Origin of the sequence: Piscinibacter defluvii, from assembly GCF_004011805.1 — a bacterium.
GTDB classification, from domain to species: Bacteria; Pseudomonadota; Gammaproteobacteria; order Burkholderiales; family Burkholderiaceae_C; genus Piscinibacter; species Piscinibacter defluvii.
The window spans coordinates 1-1,333 of the sequence record NZ_RCHJ01000113.1 but is presented as its reverse complement, the minus strand read 5'-3'; the positions used below and the strand labels follow the sequence as shown (position 1 = coordinate 1,333).

1 protein-coding gene is annotated in these 1,333 nt (G+C 69.3%); it reads right to left on the bottom strand.

All coding sequences use genetic code 11. The features are described from left to right. A partial coding sequence (locus D9C15_RS33125) for a beta strand repeat-containing protein (protein WP_164886979.1) occupies positions 1-1,333 on the bottom strand: 1,333 nt, incomplete at both ends.

Genomic DNA, 1,333 nt, shown 5'->3' with positions numbered 1-1,333 from the left:
TGGGCACGTCGACCGAGTAGGTACCACCCGGCTGGACGGTGGCCAGCACCGTCTGCTGACCGCCGTTGGCATCGGTGACCACCAAGCTGATGGTGGCGCCGGTGGGCAGGTTGGTGGTGCCAGTGATGGTCGGCGTAGCGTCGTTGGTCAGCGTCGGCGCATCGACCGTGATGCTCGGTGCGGTGAGGTCGATCGCGCCCGCGTCGTTGGCGGTCGCAGCGTTCCCGGCGGCATCGGTGGCCGTGGCCACGACGGTGTAGCTGCCCTCGGCGAGAGGGTTGGGCACGTCGACCGAGTAGGTGCCACCGGGCTGGACCGTGGCGGAGAGGGTCTGGGCCACGCCATTGGCATCGGTGACCACCAGGCTGACAGTGGAGCCGACCGGCAAGTTGGTCGTGCCGGTGATCGTCGGCGTAGCGTCGTTGGTCAGCGCTGGGGCATCGACGGTGACGCTCGGTGCGGTCAGGTCGATCGCGCCGGCGTCGTTGGCCGAGGCGGCGTTGCCGGCCGCATCAGTGGCGGTGGCTACGACGGAGTAGTTGCCCTCGGCCAGAGGGTTGGGCACATCGACCGAGTAGGTGCCACCGGGTTGGACGGTGGCCAGCACCGTCTGCTGGACGCCGTTGGCATCGGTGACCACCAGGCTGACGGTCGAACCCGCGGGCAGGTTGGTCGTGCCGGTGATCGTCGGCGTCGAGTCGTTGGTCAGTGCCGGGGCATCGACGGTGATGCTCGGTGCGGTCAGGTCGATGGCGCCCGCATCGTTGGCGGTAGCAGCATTGCCGGCCGCATCGGTGGCGGTGGCAGCGACGGAGTAGTTGCCCTCGGCGAGTGGCGAGGGCACGTCGACCGAGTAAGTACCACCCGGCTGGACGGTGGCCAGCACGGTCTGCTGGACACCGTTGGCATCGGTGACCACCAGGCTGACGGTAGAGCCGGCCGGCAGGTTGGTCGTGCCGGTGATGGTCGGCGTGGCGTCGTTGGTCAGCGCCGGCGCATCGACGGTGATGCTCGGCGCGGTCAGGTCGATCGCGCCGGTGTCGTTGGCCGAAGCGGCGTTGCCGGCCGCATCGGTGGCCGTGGCCACGACGGAGTAGTTGCCCTCGGCGAGCGAAGTCGGCACATCGACCGAGTAGGTACCACCCGGCTGGACGGTGGCCAGCACCGTCTGCTGAACGCCGTTGGCGTCGGTGACCAACAGGCTGACGGTGGAGCCAGCCGGCAGGTTGGTCGTGCCGGTGATGGTCGGCGTGGCGTCGTTGGTCAGTGCCGGGGCATCGACGGTGATGCTCGGTGCGGTCAGGTCGATCGCGCCGGCGTCGTTGGCCGAAGC